At 56.5% G+C, this 16,779-nt stretch carries 14 protein-coding genes and 4 pseudogenes; 7 read left to right on the top strand and 11 right to left on the bottom strand.

All coding sequences use genetic code 11. The annotated features are described in order from the left end of the window. Window positions 1–80: 80 nt before the first annotated feature. From N018_RS05840 to N018_RS05830, 3 genes are all read right to left on the bottom strand, one after another. Complete coding sequence (locus N018_RS05840) at window positions 81–728, bottom strand: DsbA family oxidoreductase (RefSeq protein WP_024643380.1); 648 nt, start codon at window positions 726–728, stop codon at window positions 81–83. A gap of 52 nt (window positions 729–780) precedes the next feature. Beyond that, on the bottom strand, window positions 781–1,773 hold the full coding sequence (locus N018_RS05835; protein WP_080274916.1) for an alpha/beta fold hydrolase: 993 nt from the start codon (window positions 1,771–1,773) through the stop codon (window positions 781–783). A 122-nt stretch (window positions 1,774–1,895) separates the two neighbouring features. After that, window positions 1,896–2,642: a 5-methyltetrahydropteroyltriglutamate--homocysteine methyltransferase gene (locus N018_RS05830; protein ID WP_025389075.1), complete on the bottom strand. Its 747-nt coding sequence runs from the start codon at window positions 2,640–2,642 to the stop codon at window positions 1,896–1,898. A gap of 106 nt (window positions 2,643–2,748) precedes the next feature. Between N018_RS05830 and metR the strand changes: the two genes are divergently transcribed. Beyond that, entirely contained in the window at window positions 2,749–3,666 is a 918-nt protein-coding gene (gene metR, locus N018_RS05825; protein WP_024643377.1) for a transcriptional regulator MetR, read from the top strand. A gap of 70 nt (window positions 3,667–3,736) precedes the next feature. Here the strand turns inward: metR and N018_RS05820 are convergent, their stop codons facing one another. The 3 genes from N018_RS05820 to N018_RS05810 all read right to left on the bottom strand — a co-directional run bounded on the left by N018_RS05820 (window position 3,737) and on the right by N018_RS05810 (window position 5,668). After that, a complete protein-coding gene (locus N018_RS05820) occupies window positions 3,737–4,147 on the bottom strand; it encodes an NUDIX hydrolase (protein WP_024643376.1) in 411 nt (136 codons plus the stop codon). Then, a complete protein-coding gene (ddlA, locus tag N018_RS05815; RefSeq protein WP_025389074.1) occupies window positions 4,144–5,235 on the bottom strand; it encodes a D-alanine--D-alanine ligase in 1,092 nt (363 codons plus the stop codon). The genes N018_RS05820 and ddlA overlap by 4 nt, the downstream gene beginning before the upstream one ends. A gap of 151 nt (window positions 5,236–5,386) precedes the next feature. Further along, a complete protein-coding gene (locus tag N018_RS05810; protein ID WP_024643374.1) occupies window positions 5,387–5,668 on the bottom strand; it encodes a type B 50S ribosomal protein L31 in 282 nt (93 codons plus the stop codon). Between the two features lie 296 nt (window positions 5,669–5,964). On the opposite strand from N018_RS05810, the gene N018_RS05805 reads away from it, so the two are divergent. Continuing rightward, entirely contained in the window at window positions 5,965–7,095 is a 1,131-nt protein-coding gene (locus tag N018_RS05805) for an OpgC domain-containing protein (protein ID WP_025389073.1), read from the top strand. Between the two features lie 64 nt (window positions 7,096–7,159). On the opposite strand, the gene N018_RS05800 is transcribed toward N018_RS05805, so the two are convergent. Continuing rightward, entirely contained in the window at window positions 7,160–8,092 is a 933-nt protein-coding gene (locus N018_RS05800) for a hypothetical protein (protein WP_025389072.1), read from the bottom strand. 205 nt (window positions 8,093–8,297) lie between these two features. On the opposite strand from N018_RS05800, the gene N018_RS05795 reads away from it, so the two are divergent. From N018_RS05795 to tnpC, 3 genes and pseudogenes are all read left to right on the top strand, one after another. Then, window positions 8,298–9,011 (top strand): hypothetical protein, encoded by a 714-nt coding sequence (locus N018_RS05795; protein WP_024643371.1) that lies wholly within the window; start codon window positions 8,298–8,300, stop codon window positions 9,009–9,011. Window positions 9,012–9,231: 220 nt separating this feature from the next. Beyond that, window positions 9,232–9,549 (top strand): IS66 family insertion sequence element accessory protein TnpB, encoded by a 318-nt coding sequence (tnpB, locus tag N018_RS27930; RefSeq protein ID WP_025389071.1) that lies wholly within the window; start codon window positions 9,232–9,234, stop codon window positions 9,547–9,549. Beyond that, window positions 9,465–10,874: pseudogene (gene tnpC, locus N018_RS05785) on the top strand (IS66 family transposase); the annotation flags it as partial. The gene tnpB and the pseudogene tnpC, both read left to right, overlap by 85 nt. Here the strand turns inward: tnpC and N018_RS26140 are convergent. The 4 genes and pseudogenes from N018_RS26140 to N018_RS26135 form a co-directional block, all read right to left on the bottom strand. Further along, window positions 10,871–11,110, bottom strand: a complete 240-nt coding sequence (locus N018_RS26140) for a reverse transcriptase domain-containing protein (RefSeq protein ID WP_267872192.1) — start codon at window positions 11,108–11,110, stop codon at window positions 10,871–10,873. The pseudogene tnpC and the gene N018_RS26140 sit on opposite strands and share 4 nt — an antisense overlap. Window positions 11,111–11,176: 66 nt before the next feature. Then, a complete protein-coding gene (locus N018_RS05780) occupies window positions 11,177–11,857 on the bottom strand; it encodes a hypothetical protein (RefSeq protein ID WP_024643718.1) in 681 nt (226 codons plus the stop codon). A 121-nt stretch (window positions 11,858–11,978) separates the two neighbouring features. Continuing rightward, on the bottom strand, window positions 11,979–12,428 hold the full coding sequence (locus N018_RS05775) for a hypothetical protein (RefSeq protein ID WP_024643717.1): 450 nt from the start codon (window positions 12,426–12,428) through the stop codon (window positions 11,979–11,981). Window positions 12,429–12,847: 419 nt separating this feature from the next. Continuing rightward, window positions 12,848–13,150 (bottom strand): annotated as a pseudogene (locus tag N018_RS26135) (hypothetical protein); the annotation flags it as partial. Here N018_RS26135 and N018_RS27260 point away from each other — a divergent pair. Further along, window positions 13,148–13,261: pseudogene (locus N018_RS27260) on the top strand (transposase domain-containing protein); the annotation flags it as partial. The pseudogenes N018_RS26135 and N018_RS27260 overlap by 3 nt on opposite strands. A 334-nt stretch (window positions 13,262–13,595) precedes the next feature. Beyond that, window positions 13,596–16,714: pseudogene (locus N018_RS05770) on the top strand (transglycosylase domain-containing protein). Window positions 16,715–16,779 lie beyond the last annotated feature (65 nt).

Below are 16,779 nucleotides of genomic sequence, written 5' to 3'. Positions count from 1 at the left end.
GCAGTCCACTGGAGCGTGCTGAACGATAATCTCAACTATCGTGCGACGCTCCGCGTCCGCCCTTGAGCAGGCAGCGAGCTTTACTTCGATTCGCTGACAATCTGCCGGATAGCACTAACGAACACGTCAACCGGCTGCCCGCCCGATACCGCGTACTGATCATTGAAGACCATGGTCGGGACAGAAGTGATGCCACGCGAGGTCCAGAGTTGTTCGGCTTCGCGAACTTCAGTGGTGTACTCATCGCTGTCCAGAATAGCCTGGGCACGCAGTCGATCCAGACCCACCTTCTGTGCCACGTCCGCGAGGGCCTGGTGATTCGAAGGGTCTTTCAGCTCACTGAAATAAGCCACGAACAGCGCCTCCTTCAACGCGTGCTGCTTGCCTTCCTGCTCGGCCCAGTGCAGCAGACGATGCGCATCGAATGTGTTGTAGATACGTCGCCCGCCGCTGGCAAACGCAAAACCCAGCTCGGCACCGCGTTCACGGATGGTCTCGTGAATGGCTTCGATCTGCTCGGGAGTGGAGCCGTATTTCTCGGCGATGTGCTCTTTGATGTCCTGGCCTTCGCCAGGCATGTTCGGGTTCAGCTCGAAAGGCTGAAAGTGAATCTGCGCCTGCACCTCGTCGCCAAGCGCTTCCAGCGCCTGATCCAGTGCGCGCAGGCCGATGACGCACCAGGGGCAGGAAACATCGGAGATGAAATCGATCTTCAGTGCAGTTGTCATGATGGCCCTCGTCTAATAAGCAAAGGCCACACGATACACTTCTGTCGCGGCCTTACAACTGAGCCAGACTCCGGCCGTCTTCATGCTGAGCTTTCAGGTACGGCAATACCGCGCCCAGCAGCGGCGCCTTGAACGCCTCCTGAAAACGGTGCGCCAACCCCGGAATCAAGCGCAGCTGGCTGCCCTGAATGTGCGCGGCAACATGCACGCCGTGCATGACCGGCAGCAACGGGTCTGCGGTACCGTGCACCACCAGCACCGGCAGTCGCAGACGATTCAGCAATTCGACGCGACTGGGCTCGGCAAGAATCGCCATGATCTGACGCTTGACGCCTTCAGGGTTGAAAGCCCGGTCGTAGGAGATTGCAGCCTGATGCAACAACTGCTCGCGATCATCCTTGACCTGTGGGCTGCCCAGCGCTGCAAGCAGGTCGGCCTGCTGCTCTATCGCCACTTCCCGGTTAGGCGCGCCACGACGTGCCAGCAACTGCATCAGGGCCGCGCTGGGCATCGGCAGACCCTGAGCGCCGGAACTGGTCATGATCAATGTCATGCTCTCGACCCGCGAGGGGGCCAGGTCGGCCAGATGCTGAGCGATCATGCCGCCCATGCTTGCGCCCAGCACATGAAACTCACGGACCTGTAACGCATCCATCAGGCCCAGTGCATCGTCGGCCATGTCAGTCAGCGAATAAGGCGCCGACACCGGCAGGCCGAGCTTGTAGCGCAGTACTTCGAAGGTCAGATTGGCGTCGGCAGGCTGCTGCACCCACGTCGACAGACCGACATCGCGGTTGTCGTAGCGAATCACTCGATAGCCCTGCTGACAGAGCGCTACCACCACTTCGTCCGGCCAATGGATCAGTTGCCCACCCAGACCCATGACCAGCAGCAAGGCAGGGTCGGATTCACTGCCAATACTCTGGTAGGCAATCCGCACTTCCTTGAGGTCAGCAAACTGTACAGGAGCATTGACATCACAACGATCGGCCGCAAAAGACGGCAAGCCGCACAGAAGCGCGGCCAGAAAAATTAAAACCCGCATGAAAAACACCAAAAAACAGATCCCCAGTAAGCCGCGAGTCTGATGATGTTTTTCCAAGCGCGCTGCCACAGTTGCGTGACAGTTTGATGAATGGCGCTGAGCGGTCGTTAAAACGTTTGGCGCTAGGCGGCAACCTGATCGGCAACAATCAGGTTTTCACCGAAGCGGGCACGCGCTTCAAGCAGTGATTCATGACGCCACTCCTCAGGCTGAGCACACTCGCCCAACGACAGCACCTTGTAGGTAGGCAGGCGATCAAACACCGAGGCCAGCTGCTCCGGCACACTGACGCTGTCCAGATGCAGGCCTGCGACCGGCAACAACGTTGCAACGCCGAGATTGCAGCGCAGGTCGCCGTGATAAGTGGCCACCAGCTTCTTCAACGGCGAATACTGAAGAATGTGATAAGCGCGCTCGAAAGCGTTTGTCCATGCCAGCGGCAAGTCCAGCGTCAGGATGGGTTCGTCAACCTGCACCCACTCGACGCCTCGCGCGGCCAGACGCCCGAAGATTTCGCCATACACGGGCAACAACTGCTCCAGCCATTCGAGTCGATCAACCTCAGCGCCCTGAACCTCGCTCAGCCAAAGAAGGGTCAACGGGCCGATCAAAGCGGGCTTGCGGCCCTGCTCACAGGACTCCTTGGCACTGGCCAGCAAGGGCTGCCAGTCCGGCTGAAAGCATTGCTTGCCATCTAGCTGCGGCACCAACTGCGGATACTGCGCACGCAGCCAGGTGCGCAATGCCACGCCAGACACATCAGACCCCGCCGACACACCCTGACCCTCTTTCCAGAAAGCCTGCAGCGCTTGCTGCAATTCACGATCTGCGCCGATAAGCAGACATTCAGAATGTTGGGCCAAGGCCATGGTGCGTCCTCCATAAAAGATGACGCCATTGTCGACAGCCGGTACATCATGAGACAAACTCATTTTTTTCGTGTTGATCACAAATACTATTCATGGAGCCGTGACGGTGCTTGAAATACGCCACCTCAAAACCCTGCACGCCTTGCGCGAAGCCGACAGTCTTGTGGAGGCCGCCGACCGCCTGCATCTGACGCAATCGGCGCTGTCCCATCAGTTCAAGGAACTGGAAGAGCGCCTCGGCATGCCGTTGTTCGTACGCAAGACCAAGCCGGTACGCTTCACCAGCGCCGGCCTGCGCCTGCTGCAACTCGCCGACTCAATGCTGCCGCAACTGCGCAGCGCCGAGCGCGACATTGCTCGCCTGGCGGGCGGCACGGCGGGACGCCTGCATATGGCGATCGAGTGTCACAGCTGTTTTCAATGGTTGATGCCAACCATCGACCAGTTCCGCGATGCCTGGCCGGAAGTCGAGCTGGACCTGTCTTCCGGATTCTCGTTCGCGCCGTTGCCTGCATTGGCGAGGGGCGATCTGGACCTGGTGGTGACGTCAGACCCGCTGGAGTTGCCCGGCATCACCTACGTGCCGCTGTTCACTTACGAAGCGATGCTGGCAGTGGCCAATCAGCATGCGCTGGCGAGCAAGCCTTATATCGTTCCGGAAGACCTGCTCACTGAAACCCTGATCACCTACCCGGTCGAGCGTGACCGGCTGGACATTTTCACCCGTTTTCTGGAGCCCGCCGAGATCGAGCCCGCGCAGGTCCGAACCTCGGAACTGACGGTGATGATGATGCAACTGGTCGCCAGTGGTCGCGGCGTGTGCGGCATGCCGCATTGGGCGCTGCATGAATACAGCTCACGCGGTTACGTGAAAGGCAAGCGGCTGGGGGAAAAAGGGCTGTTCGCGACACTCTACGCAGGCATCCGCGCCGATATGCTCGACGCGCCCTACATGCGTGACTTTCTGCTGACGGCCAAGGACACGTCCTTTTCAACGCTGGACGGTGTGAGCGTGGTTCGCTAAAGAGTCGCTCGCTGAAGGGATCGCTTGCTGAAAGCAGCGCCCAGCGCCTCGGCGCAGGACGACACTTCTTTCAGTGCGTTTCAGTCTGCCGCTGGCGATACAACGGCAGGATAAGGTCGCGGGTCAACGGAGCCAGATGCAGATCCGGTTGTCTGCCCGCGCCGACCCAGATCACTTCTTCGATTTCGGCGGCGGGCAGCACTTGCGCATCCGTCATGACCTCGTAAAGCTGGCAACGAACCTCAAAACCCGGCTCGTTGGCCGCCGGCGCCGAGAACTCGCCGAGAAACGTCGCCTGCTGCGGGTCGATGATCAGCCCGAGTTCTTCTTCAAGCTCCCTGGCCAGCGCCAACGGAGCAGGCTCGCCGGGCTCGATCTTGCCGCCCGGCTGCATGAAGGCCTGAGTGCCGCGCTTGCGCACCAGCAAGGTCTGCCCATCAGGGCCGATCAAGAGCGCTGCCGCGATACTGATTACCTTCATACGAAGATGTCCCTTTTCAGCAGTCGCGCCTCATCTGCCCGCTCCAAAGCCAGCACAATCAGGCGGTGGATCAGCTCGGCATAGGTCAGCCCGCTGGCCTGCCAGAGCTTGGGGTACATGCTGATAGAGGTGAAACCGGGCAACGTATTGACCTCGTTGATGATGATCTGCCGTGCTTCGGTGACGAAGAAATCCACCCGTGACAGGCCTGCGCAACCCAGCACTTTGTAGGCCTGCAACGCGACTTCGCGTACCTGATCACTCAGATCGGCAGGCATCTCGGCCGGGATCGCGATGCGCGCCTGATCACCGTTCAGGTACTTGGTGTCGTAGGCATAGAATTCGTCGTTGGCAATGACCTCGCCACAGACGCTGACCTGCGGTTCATTGTTGCCCAAAACAGCGCATTCCACCTCGCGGCCGACGATGCCCTGCTCGATCAGCAGCTTGTGGTCGAACTCGAAACCCAGCGCCAGTGCAGCAGCGAAATCAGCCTCGTCAGACACTTTGCTGACGCCGACCGAAGAACCTTGGTTGGCCGGTTTGACGAACATCGGCAGACCCAACTGCCCAGACGCATCAGCGAAAGAAATGGTTTCACCACGACTGAGCACCAGGAACGGCGCAACAGCAATGCCAGCGTCGCGCAGCAGGCGCTTGGTCACGTCTTTATCCATGCACGCCGCAGACGCCAAAACGTCAGCGCCCACACAGGGAACGGCCAGCATCCGCAACACGCCTTGCAACGCACCGTCTTCACCAAAGGCGCCATGGATCAACGGGAACACCACGTCGATACTCGCCAGCGGCGCCCCCGTCTCGACCTCGACAAACTGCCCGCCAGCGTTACCGGGCAGCAAGGAAAGTTGCTTGCCTGATGTGCTCAATTTGATCCGCGAAGGATCGTTGGCATTGACCAGGTAATCGGCCTCATCAAAGCACAGCCAACGGCCCAGCTTGTCGACGCCGATCAGGGTCAGCGCGTAGCGCTCACGATCAATCGCATTGATCACGTTGCGTGCCGACTGCAACGAAACCTCATGCTCGCTGGATTGCCCACCGAAAACGATGGCGACTGACTTTTTCAAAGCGGTTACTCCTGTTTTTCAGGCCGCGAAGATAAAAGCAATTCCGGCCGTTAGTCCAGTAGATGATTGGCCGTCCGCTCGAAATTCAGGCAAAAAAATCCCGGTCGCGGGCAATTCATGTGCAATGCACGCGACCGGGAAGTCAGACGGATCATTGAGCCGCTTCGGTTTCTTTCTTGCCGCTTGAGCCGAAGGTGGCGAAACGCTTATTGAAGCCCGCGATGCGGCCCTCGTTAGTGGTCTTGCGCTGCTGACCGGTGTACATCGGGTGCGAGGCGCTGGAAACGTCGAGCGCGACATACGGATAGGTCGTGCCGTCGGTGTGCTGGTGCGTCCGGTCGGTGTCTACCGTTGAGCCGATCAAAAAATGGACGTCGGCGGCAGTGTCGTGGAACAACACGGTGCGGTAGGCAGGATGGATATCGGGTTTCATGGCGTTCTCTCCAGTGAGTTGACTGCAATAGTTATACAGTAACACTTCCATGGATGAGAATGATTGTTGTTGATTACTGACATTATCTGGCTTGATCGGACAGCCGCACGACGCTGCTGGCAGCCGCAAACCTTCTGAAACCGGTGCGCCTGAGACATCCTGTAATAGCCAGACTTTGCAATTTTTCACGTAGAACGGCACCCTGCCGCGCCGCCGAACGTCACCGGTCGCCGGACTGGAACCTGAGACCTTTGTGGACGATCTTCAATCATTAGCACTTTCAAGAGTCCACCGTTATGACTAACGGACGCGATCATCGAATCGACTTCTTTCGTGGCCTGGCGCTGATCTTTATATTCTGGGATCACGTACCGGACAATCCGCTGGCGCAACTGACCTTGCGCAACTTCGGCTTCAGCGATGCCGCAGAAGTCTTCGTTTTCCTCGCCGGCTACGCATCGATCCTGGCCTACGGGCGCATCGCCCGACGCGACGGCATGCTGGTGGCTGGCGTGCGCATCCTGCGCCGCACCTGGGTGCTGTATGTGGTGCATATCTTTCTGCTGACGTTGCTCATGGGCATCGTTTTCGTCGCCAACAACCACGTCGAAACCCGCGACATGGTCCAGCAGATGGGCCTCGAATACTTCGTCGGCAACCCGCAACAGGCACTGGCCGATGAACTGCTGCTGCGCTTCAAACCCAACCTGACCGACCCGCTGCCGCTGTACATCGTGCTGCTGCTGACCTTGCCCCTGACATTGCCGTTAATGCTGCGCAAACTCGAAGTTGCAGTCGGCCTGTCGATTGCCCTGTACCTGATGGTGCCGCTGTTCGGCTGGAACCTGCGCGCCTACGAAGGCGGTGGCGTGTGGTACTTCAACCCGGTGGCCTGGCAGTTGCTGTTCATCCTTGGCGGTGCCTGTGCGTTGCGCAGTGAAACAGCCACACCAGCCGAACACCCTCCGTTGCGCCAACAACCGTTGTTCCTCATGGCCGCCGTCTACGTGCTGATCGCCGGAATCCTGACCTTCAGCGAAAAATGGCCCGCTTTGCACAGCGCACTGGTCTCGACCCTGCACCTCGACAGCCTTTATCCCATCAGCAAGACCGACCTGGCACCCGCGCGCCTGATGCATTTCCTCGCGCTGGTCTACGTCGTCGCGCGATTACTGCCGACCTCAGGCAACTGGCTGGAAAACTGGCCCGCCCGCCAGACCTGCCGCATGGGCCGTTATTCACTGGAAATTTTCTGCCTGGGGGTGCTGCTCGCGCCACTGGCAGACATGGCGAATGCGCTGGCAGGCGATACATGGCCGATGCAGGTGACCACGGCGATCGTGGGGTTGGGGCTGATGATGTTGATGGCGAACGGGTTGGAGTTGAATAAGCGGTTGGGTAGATATAAGGCTGCCGTACCGGTGTAGAGAAGGAAACGTTGAGAATGTAAAAGACTGGCAAAAAAAATTTGCCAGTCTCTTTTACATGTTTTTACGGAGTACTCTTGATCAGTCTCTGATGGCAGATATGGCCGATTTGCCCCTTGTCAGGATGAGGCGTGTCAAGGCCGGTATTTCCAGCATAAAAACTATTTACTGTCCAACTACCTTCAAAATATTGGGTACGCCAAATATGTGTCCCCCTGTCTTTTTCTGTGAAAACGCCTGCGTCGTTACCGCCGACACAGCGACCAATGTTTAATGCTGTGCGGACTTTTCCTGATGCATCAGTTTTTACAAAACCACCCAAATGGGATTTATCAGATTTTGGCAGGTCAATCGAGTATGAAGCAATTCCCCCTTCAAGAGGCTTTCCAGTCGAATCAGCCATATCAACCTCCAGAATAACATTGCTTATTCCTTGAGCAGATAACGGCCCCAAGGTGGATGCATCAGGAGGTATCCTCGACATGCCAAAAGGCTGATCTCGCAAGCGAGCATAGGTGACTTTTGGAAACGACCCCAGTATCAGGCCATATGTCGAACCTTGGACAAACGGCTTGGCAACATCATGTGAAATGCGAACAATCACATCTTGTCCAGGCGTCAAAGAAGAAAGTACAACCTTTTGACCACTGGCGAGTACATTCCACTTAGCGCCATCATGAATTTCCAGTTGTGTGGACCCGGATAGATGCCCTTGAATCAACACCTTCTGTCCACGCAACGCTGCGAACCCAAAGTAGTGGCTGTCCGCCATGCTTACCAAAGAATCCTTGATAATATTAAATCTGTCAGGCAACTCGGTAAATTTGGGTTCTACAGCCTCCCCCGCTTTGATCTCGCTGGCCCCTCCAACAATATCCGCCCCACTTGCTTGCTCATTTAACATATTCTGACCCCCTTGTTGCGCTATTGCCTGCGGGTGTAAGAAACACGTCAACAACGAGAATGCCAAAATCTTTGCTGCTTTGAGATTATTCATATAACGCTCCTGCCATTAATAAAAACAACTAAAACAAGACGCAATAGCAATCCGACTGCAACGTCAATGGCAAAATCAAAAATAAAGAAACTTCCTACAAAACAATCACCACTCCAGCAGCTTGGGAATATTCCTACAATCATCTCGGCACAAGTTTTCCTAGTCCGTGCCGTTAGTAAATTGACCATAAAAAAGCAGGCGCACAATGAATATCGGCCCTAATCACATCACCGCACAAGAATGGCAAACCCTGTTTGGTAAAAAAAACGAGGGTGCCTCGATTCCTTTGAACAAGCTGCCTATGGAGCCAGAACAAAAAGAACAGCGTGACCCGAACGCTGAGTTCTATCGTACGGAAGAAACGCCTTGGTTCGCCGATTACAAAACATCGGAGGCAGGGCGCGCTATGTTGGAGAACATGTCTGAAAAGGAATCGGAAAAAATCCGTGGTAAGTATCTTAACAACCAACGTAAAGAGTTTGACGAAAGCATTTGCCGTATGTACGACAATTTCCATGATTTCAAGCAGCAGCTCTTTTATCTGAATACCGATCTGTCCCAAAAGCATTTCGGCTTCACGTTGGGTTTTAATCAGAACATTCAGGTTACTGATCCAGACAATGTACTCACTCCCGCAGAATTCACATACCTGACCGAGAAGCTGAACGAACGCCAACCCCTAAAAGAAGACCTACGTGAAAATGCCAGGATCGTTCTGACACTGCTCGACCACTACACGGAAAAGTTCGGCAACACGCACACTCTCAATCTGGAGGGCTACAGCAAGGTCATCGACTACGGACAAATATTCAGCCGCAACCACATTGGCAATTTCATGGACACGATTATCTACCAGATTGAACGCTATGCGCCGAAGCGTGAGGAGGAACGGAAAACGTTGGTTGACGTTCACGTTTGATACGCGCAAATCCAGGCCGCTGCCATTTCGTCGTGGAGAAATGGCGGTGAAGTCAATTACTAGCCGACTATTTTTTTGGCTCGTAGCGAGTACTCCAGGTCTCTCTCCCATTTTCACTAAGGCACGTAAAATCATTGTAACCGCTCCATGAACCCCACATTCAAAGTGCTTAGCTGATCCCGGAAGCTGTGATCCCGATTCCCTCAGGAGCCAGCTCGCCATGATGCGACCCGATGCCAAAGTCGAAAAAGTGTATCTGTACCCCAAGCCCGTGGACTTCCGAAAGTCTATCGACGGTCTGGCGGCATTGGTCGAACTGGACATCAAGGTCGCCGTCTTTGATCCAGTACTTTTCGTCTTCCTCAACAAGCCACGCAACCGCGTGAAGATCTTGTACTGGGAGCGTAATGGCTTTTGCCTTTGGCTCAAGCGTCTGGAGTCCGAACGAATGCCCTCCTGCTTCAGCGTTTGTTCGGACGTAAGTCCGAGCAAACAGCTGATGCGGCAACGCCGCAACTGGCCCTCTTCAATGAAGTAGAAAGCGTCGTCGAGCCTGTGGACGAAGCCTCAGATGAAGAGGTCGTTGCTCCGACCAAGCGCCGTGGCAAGCGCAAACCTTTGCCTGCCGATTTACCCCGCGTCGAAGTCATCCACGAACTGCATGAGCACGAACTGACCTGCGTTTGTGGCTGCCGCAAACACACCATTGGCGAAGAAGTCAGCGAGCAGCTTGAAATCGTGCCGATGCAGATCCGCGTGATCAAACACATCCGAAAAGTCTATGCCTGCCGCGACTGCGAAACAGCCCCGGTCAGTGCTGATAAACCTGCGCAAGTGATCGAGAAGAGCATGGCCAGCCCTAGCGTTTTGGCGATGCTGCTTACCACTAAATATGTAGATGGTTTACCGCTTCACCGCTTTGAAAAAGTGTTGGACCGCCACGGCATGGATATCCCGCGACAAACGTTGGCGCGCTGGGTGATTCAGTGCGGCGAGCATCTGCAACCCTTGCTCAACTTGATGCGGGATCGACTGCTGGAAAGTCGTGTCATCCACTGCGATGAGACACGAGTGCAGGTTAATAAAGAGCCTGATCGAGAGCCCGCCAGTCAATCCTGGATGTGGGTACAAACTGGAGGCCCGCCTAATCAGTCTGTTGTTCTTTTCGACTACTCAACCAGCCGTGCGCAGGAAGTACCGACGCGTCTGCTAGAGGGCTATCGTGGCTACTTGATGACGGATGATTACGCCGGTTACAACGCGCTTGGCGCGCAAGCCGGTATCAAGCGACTGGGTTGCTGGGCGCATGCTCGTCGCAAGTTCGTAGAAGCACAAAAAGTGCAGCCCAAGGGCAAAACCGGGCGGGCTGATGTTGCCCTGAATTTGATCAACAAGCTTTACGGTATCGAGCGGGCGTTGAAAGAAGGCAGCGATGAGCAGCGTTATGAAGCTCGCCAGCAAAACAGCGTACCGGTGCTGACTCAGTTGCACACCTGGATGGAGAAAACGCTGCCTCACGTCACGGCGCAAAATGCGCTGGGTAAGGCGATCAGTTATCTAGCCAGCAACTGGCAAAAGCTGGTGCGCTATACCGAAGCTGGATTTTTGCCCATCGACAACAATGCGGCAGAGCGTGCGATCAGACCGTTTGTGATCGGACGCAAGAACTGGCTATTCAGCGATACCCCCAAGGGTGCCACGGCCAGTGCTCAACTCTACAGCTTGGTCGAGACGGCTAAAGCCAACGGCAAGGAGCCCTATGCGTGGCTGCGCCACGCATTAGAACGGCTGCCACTGGCGACCTCGGTTGAAGATTACGAAGCCCTGCTGCCGTGGAACTGCACGCCTCGTTTGCATTTCTAGACGCACCGTCGTCTTTGGTTAGATGGGGTTTGTGGAGCGCTTACGATGTTGGCAAGCAACGGTGAAATGGGCGCACCTTGCGGCGTGCCCTGCTTCGCAGGAATGCGCTTTCCATTTTCGAGAACACCTGTGCGCAGCCATCGAACTATCAGCGCTAACATTCGCCTATCCGCAATTCGGTGTTGCAGGAAACACATCATCCACTCGTGATCAATGGTGTCAAAGAACGCACGAATACCGCGACCTTTCTAAGCGCAGAGGGATTCGTTTGTATTTTTACCCAGTACTTGAACTGGTCGAAACTAGGATATGAGGGCTTCCAGCACTGAGCTGTCGCCTGATGCAAGGTTGGCTGCGTAATTAGCGGGATACTGCGCTTTTTCTATCGGTGGAAGTTCATTGTAGTGAGCCAGCATCATGAACAGTGATTGGGTACTCTTGCCGGTTTCGTTGTATTCGTCGACATAGCGCTTCGTCACGTCTCTTTTCCACGCCTGTTCAATATCGTAATTTTCTGAATAGGCCGCATTTCTTTCATTTACAGTGTAGTCACCCCTTTCGTCGTATATCACCAGGCGTAGCTGATCTTGAGACAGGCCCGCGAACGGGTTTTTTCCTGTTCCGTTTGCAAATTGAGTAGCCTGCCTGGCTCGCTCGATAAGTGCGGGATCGTCTGTGTCAGGGACCTCGGCGTCATGCAGTTTTCGGTTGGCGTAGTAGCTGGGACCTGCAACCTTGTCGATGATATCTTTCGCCAGAGTTCCCAAGTCTTTGAAACCGAGGGTGCTATCACGCGAGTCAGCACGCGCAGCACTGTCATTCAATTGCTTCGCGAGCGTTGAAAGTGTTGCGGTGTCCGAGCGATCTGTCGTTGAGACCAGCTCTTTGACAGCAGTATTCTCGGTTGCCACGGAGGCGGTTTTAGCGACCGTCTTGATCGTATTGTTGGCAAGAAAGCTTGAGATAGAGTTGCTGTCGATCATATTTGCGTCCTGGCGGCGTGGGCCACGTCCATGGCACTGGTGTTAGAACTATCGGCGCGGAGCGAAAAATCTTGAGTTTTTATCAGCGCGTGCGCATCGGGAAGACACGCACGCAAGAAGCCTACTTCATCGTAAATTCGGCGGCCCAGGCATAGGTTGAAAGGTTAGTCACGCCGGAGGTTGCGGTACAGATCGCGCCACCGCTTGGCGTGGCCGTGCGCGTCCATTTAGGTACCTTGACGCCACCCGCCCCGGGGAGGTTGATGAAAGTGGTCGAAAATACGCACACCTTAGAGCCGATTGCATATCGAACGCTGGCGTAATTAGTATCTGGGGAGATGTTGCTCTGCACCGCGTAGACATCGCTCTTTCCAGCCTGGACTGACGCAGCGATTGACGGTTTTGCGTTCAGCTTTGTCGAGGTCTCATTGCTCGTGACAACCTGATATACCGCAGCCTCAGCGCTCAGATTCTTGAAAGTTACTGTGACGGGAGGACCTGCCTGAACCGTTGCAGCCGCAGTCATTGCAGCCAGCGCAAGGGAAGACAGTAAGAGTTTTGGGGATTTCATGGGTGACACTCCTTGGGTTTGACGATCAACTTCATGTTGGGTACAGCGTGAAGACATAGAGAGCGACGGCGGTATTTTCCGACGCTGGAAAACCGGGCAGGCAGGCGCAAAGGTACTGATAAAACAGGCACGCCAACTAATCGGAAAGTCGAATCAGTGGCTCGTCGTCTGGGCAGTGTAGAGAGGGCAATGAGGGGGGATAGTTACGTATTCTTACTTCCATGTTATTAAAACCTGATCAAGGCCAGGCTTCAGTAAAATCCGTCGTGGCGTTTTGTATCATATTGGATACGGTGGCGGTAGTGCATTCAGTAGTTTTTCAGAAAAATAAAATAATAAGCGGCGGCCTCGTATTGTCGTCTGATAGTGCCGTTCGTGCTGAGGTTCTGGGTGCCCTCGTCGAGCTGGCCGTGGGGCGCTCAGCCCAACGGACTAAACCCGCTCGCTGCACTGCAATAGCGTTGGCGGGCGCCTGATTCGGGGAGGCGCTTGCACTGTTCTTTGAAATACACCTTGGCGCCCTTGCGGCATTCCCGGTATTCGATCGAGCCTCTGCGCCAGTTACGGCATACGCTGGTGTCGTCAATTTGATTGCCTGCCACGCTCCATCCAGCGATATAGGTGCGCTTCCGGTCCCACTGCCACACGACGGCGGATTCAACGAATTGCGCTGTTGCGAGTCGTGGCTGTTGCGACTGCTGGTGTGCTTTGTATTGGCTCAGGAGCCCTATGCGTGGCAGCGCCACGCACTTGAACGTTTGCCAACGGCGACATCGGTAGAGGATTACGAAGCCTTGCTGCCGTGGAACTGCGAACCTCGACTTCACAGCTAAGCGCTTTACCTATCTTTAGCCAAGTGAGGTTTATGGAGCGCTTACAAATCATTAGCAAGATCAAGCGACAGAAACGATTATCGGAAATCTTCTACAAAATAACTAATTTACATTTTTATAACTCACTATCGGCGGATTAAAAAACCGTTATTCAAACGCCTGTCAATGGACAGCATTGTTGAATAGAAACCCAGGCTTAGACGATACGCGCGCGATCCCCCCCTCTACGCAGCACCTCGATTCAGCGCGAAAACCATCAGACAATTTCCCCACAACCCCAACCAGCGTCTAAGCTTAGGCCAGGTGTGTTTTCAGGATGACCGGACGATCGACTATGGGCGTATTTCGGCAGTCCGATAGCAAGCAGGATGTGATGTCAGCTGACCGTCAGGATGACCCACGCAGGCCAAAGCAGCCACGTCGCAGGCGCTATGGGTGGTGGGTATTCTGGGGATTCTGGTGGTGGCCGGGGTGGCACTGGGCGCCGCCGTGGCGATGGAGAGTCGCAGTTCCAGACTGCAAGCGCGGGAATTCAGCCGGTTTGCGGCCAGTCTGAGTTACTCGATGCAACCCGGGCCAAGCAGCGAAGTGATTTATCCCGGTGACGGGCCGTTCGACAAGCGTCTGGGCTATTCATCGCTGGGTGAGTTTCTGCCGCGTCTGCTCAAACGCGATTACGTGATCACGCGTCAGACGCGCTTTTCACCCGAGCTACGGCGCTACGTGCAGCGCGGTTTTTTTGTGCCTTACGAGGAAAAAAGCCAGGTCGGGCTGTCGATCACTGACTGCCGTGGCGCGCCGCTGTATGAGTTTCGTTATCCGCAGCAGCTGTATCCGACCTTCGCGGACATTCCGCCACTGGTGGTTCACAGCCTGCTGTTCATCGAAAACCGCGATCTGCTCGACCCTCAGCAGCCGTTGGCCAACCCGGCTGTGGACTGGCCGCGTTTTGCCAAGGCTGCCTGGTCGCAAGTAGCGAAGGTATTTGCCCTGCCCGGTCAGTCGGCCGGTGGCAGTACGCTGGCGACTCAGTTGGAAAAATACCGTCACTCGCCCGACGGGCTGACCCAGTCTGGCTCGGAGAAATTGCGGCAGATGGTTTCCGCCAGTGTGCGCGCCTATCAACCCGGCGAGCAGACGCTTGCGGTACGCCAGCGCGTGGTGCGCGATTACCTGAACAGCGTGCCGCTGTCTGCGGTGCCGGGGCACGGTGAGGTGCACGGCCTGGCGGAAGGCTTGCGGGTCTGGTTCGGCGTGGATTTCGCCACGACCAATCAGCTGCTGGCCTCCAACCCCACCGAACAGAAGGGCCTGGCCGACAAGGCGCTGGCGTTGCGCGAGGTGCTGTCGCTGGTGATTGCCCAGCGTCGCCCGTCGCACTATCTGGCCAAGGGCCGCGCAGAGCTGGCGGAGCTGACCGACAGCCATATTCGCCTGCTGGCCCAGGCCAATGTCATTGACAAGCCACTGGCCGATGCCGCGCTGGCAGCCACGGTCACCTACCGGGACTGGGCGCAGCAGCCGACCATTCAGCCCATCGAAACCAACAAAGGCATCAGCGTCGCGCGCACTCGCTTGTCGAACCTGCTCAATCGTCCGCTTTATGATCTGGACCGCCTCGACCTGTCTGCCACCAGCACCTTGCACGGCGAGTTGCAGCGCAGCGTCAGCCAGTACCTGCGCGACCTGGCCAATCCTGAGTTCGCGGCAAAGGTCGGCCTGATGGGAGAGCGCCTGCTGAGCCCGGCCAGCACTGCACAGGTACGTTACAGCTTCACCTTGTTCGAACGCGGCGCAGACGGTTCGCGGGTCCGGGTGCAGACTGACAGCACCGATCAGCCTTTCGACATTAACGAAGGCAGCAAGCTGGAGCTGGGCTCGACCGCCAAGATGCGCGTGTTGACCACCTACCTGGAAATCATCGCCGAGCTGCACGGGCGTTACGCAGGCATGAGCGCTGCGCAGTTGAGAAAGATCCCTGTCGAAGAGCCTGATCGGCTGACCCGCTGGTCAGTGGACTACCTGATGCAGAACAGCGATCGCGACCTGGCGAAGATGCTCGCCGCCGCACTGGACCGTACTTATTCGGCGAGCCCCTCCGAGGCCTTCTTCACCGGTGGCGGCATGCACCGCTTCAACAACTTCCGGCGTGAAGACAACGAGCGCATCCCGACCTTGCGCGAGTCGTTGCGTGAGTCGATCAACCTGCCGTTCATTCGCCTGATGCGCGACGTGGTGCGCTACAGCACCTACCAGGCGCCCAATAACAGCGCTTCGCTGCTCAAGGATGATGATGACCCGCGCCGCCAGGAATACCTGAGCCAGTTTGCCGACCGGGAAGGCACCGTGTTCCTGCTGCGCTTCTGGAAACGCTACAAGAACAAGAATACTCAGGAGCGGCTGGACACCTTTCTGGACGGCATTCATCCGACGGCGATTCGCCTCGCTGCCGTGCATCGCTACTTGCTACCGAGCGCCGATCAGGCGACGTTCAATGCGTTCGTCCGTGCGCATCTGGAAGAAACCAGAGCAACCTCGAAACTGACCGACAAGCGTCTGGCCGAGCTGTATACCAGCTATGGGCCGGGCACTTATAACCTGCCCGATCAAGGCTACATCGCGCGTGTTCACCCGCTCGATCTATGGCTGGTGGGCTACCTGCTCAAGCACCCGGACGCGCAATTCAAGGATGCGGCGGCGGCCAGCCGTTTCGAGCGGCAGGAAGTGTATGGCTGGCTGTTCAAGAGTCGTCACAAGGGGGCTCGCGACAGCCGGGTGCGGACCATGATGGAAGTCGAAGCGTTTCTGGATATCGAGCAACGCTGGCAGCGCGTGGGCTACCCGTTCGACCACCTGGTGCCCTCGCTGGCAACGGCAATCGGCAGCTCGGGGGATCGTCCGGCGGCGCTGGCGGAGCTGATCGGCATCATTCAGAACGACGGCATTCGTCTGCCGCCGGTGCGCATCGACAGCCTGCATTTTGCTGCCGACACACCTTACGACACCGAACTGACCATCAACCCCGAACTTGGCCAGCGGGTGTTGCCATCGGAAGTGGCCGCTGCCATGCGCGAAGCCTTGTCGCAGGTGGTGGACGGCGGTACCGCCAAGCGGGTGCAGGGCACATTCAAGATGCAGGACGGCAGTGTGCTGGCGATGGGTGGCAAGACCGGCACCGGTGACAATCGCATCGAGAGCACTGGTGCGGGCGGACGCATCCTCAGTTCCAGAGCGATCAACCGCACCGCGACCTTTGTGTTCTATATCGGCGACAACCACTTTGGCGCACTGACCGCGTTTGTTCCGGGACGCGCCGCCGAGGGCTTTCGCTTCACCTCGGCATTGCCGGTGCAGGTACTCAAGGGCATGGCACCGATTCTGACGCCTTATCTGGAAAACCACGGGCAAGCCATGTGCAATACCCGGTTACCCGACCCGCCGAAAGGAGTCTGAACCGCCAATGACCGTTGGTCTTCATCGCTTGCGGCTATAGTTAGATATATCTTAAGGTATATCTA

It is taken from the genome of Pseudomonas syringae CC1557 (assembly GCF_000452705.1).
GTDB classification, from domain to species: domain Bacteria; phylum Pseudomonadota; class Gammaproteobacteria; order Pseudomonadales; family Pseudomonadaceae; genus Aquipseudomonas; species Aquipseudomonas syringae_F.
The sequence above is the reverse complement of the archived record's forward strand: the minus strand, read 5'-3'. Positions and strand labels throughout refer to the sequence as shown.